The 1,280-nt window shown below is 65.4% G+C and carries 1 protein-coding gene; it reads left to right on the top strand.

Annotation, left to right across the window (positions count from 1 at the left end; translation table 11 throughout):
- Nucleotides 1-69: 69 nt before the first annotated feature.
- Nucleotides 70-1,250, top strand: a protein-coding gene (locus tag BJF85_RS24565) for an IS3 family transposase (RefSeq protein WP_139320846.1) whose coding sequence is annotated in 2 segments (ribosomal slippage) — nucleotides 70-354 and nucleotides 357-1,250 — 1,179 coding nt in all. Because the reading frame shifts where the segments join, the coding sequence is not laid out codon by codon here.
- The last annotated feature ends 30 nt before the right edge of the window (nucleotides 1,251-1,280 follow it).

The raw sequence follows: 1,280 nt of genomic DNA, 5'->3' as shown, positions 1-1,280 counted from the left end.
AGGGGCTGCTGCAGGGTTCTGTGACATCTGAGTTCGCTTGCCGAGAGGTGGGCGTGGAAGGATGACACTGTGCCCAAGCCGTATCCGCGTGAGTTCCGTGAGGACGTTGTCCGGGTCGCGCGTAATCGCGAGTCGGGCGTGACGGTCGAGCAGGTCGCGAGCGATTTCGGGGTGCATCCGATGACGTTGCAGAAGTGGCTGCGTCAGGCCGATGTCGAGGACGGCACCAAGCCGGGTCTGTCTTCAGACGCGGCTGCTGAGTTGCGGGAGCTCAAGCGTCGTAATCGGCTGTTGGAGCAGGAGAACGAGGTGTTGCGCCGGGCTGCGGCGTATCTGTCGCAGGGCAATCTGCCGGGAAAAGGCTTTACCCGCTCGTGAAGGAGTTGGCCGCCCCTGACGCACCGATCCGGGTGCCGGTGGCGGTGGCGTGCCGGGTTTTGAAGCTCCATCGCCAGCACTACTACGCCTGGCTCACCCGCCCGGTCACCGACGCCGAACTGACCGAGGCATATCTGGCCAACGCCGTGTTCGACGCTCACCGCGAGGATCCCGAATTCGGTTACCGACTGTTGTCCGACGAGGTCAACGCCGCCGGGCACACGGTGTCCGACCGCACGGTGTGGAAGATCTGCTCAGCGAATGAGTGGTGGTGCGTGTTCGGTAAGAAACGCCGCAGCCGCAAGGCTCGGCCCGGTCCGCCCGCGCACGACGATCTCGTGCGCCGGGAGTTCACCGCGCAGGCGCCGAACCAGGTGTGGCTGACCGACATCACCGAACACCCCACCGGTGAGGGCAAGGTCTGCCTCTGCGCGGTCAAGGACGTGTGGTCGAACCGGATCGTGGGCTATTCCATCGCCGACCGCATGACCTCTCAGCTCGCCCTCGACGCGCTGGAGTCAGCCGTCGCCCGCCGGGGCGGCAGCGTCGCCGGATGCCGGCTACACAGCGATCGTGGCGGCCAATTCCGGAGCCGGAAACTACAGCAAGCGTTGTGGCGCCACCACATGCGCGGGTCGATGGGCCAGGTCGGCTCAGCCGGCGACAACGCCCCCATGGAGAGTTTCTTCAGCCTCCTCCAACGCAATGTGCTCGACCGCCGCACATGGGCCACACGGGAAGAGCTCCGGATCGCGATCGTGACCTGGATCGAACGCACCTACCACCGACGCCGCAGACAAGCCCGTCTGGGCCGCTTGACCCCCATCGAATACGAAACCATCATGAGCCACACCGCCACCCCGGCGGCCTAAACCACTGTCACAGAACCGTTCAGCAGCCCA

The organism is Saccharomonospora sp. CUA-673, from assembly GCF_001942305.1.
In the GTDB taxonomy this organism is placed as follows: domain Bacteria; phylum Actinomycetota; class Actinomycetes; order Mycobacteriales; family Pseudonocardiaceae; genus Prauserella.
This window is presented reverse-complemented; position numbering and strand designations above follow the sequence as displayed.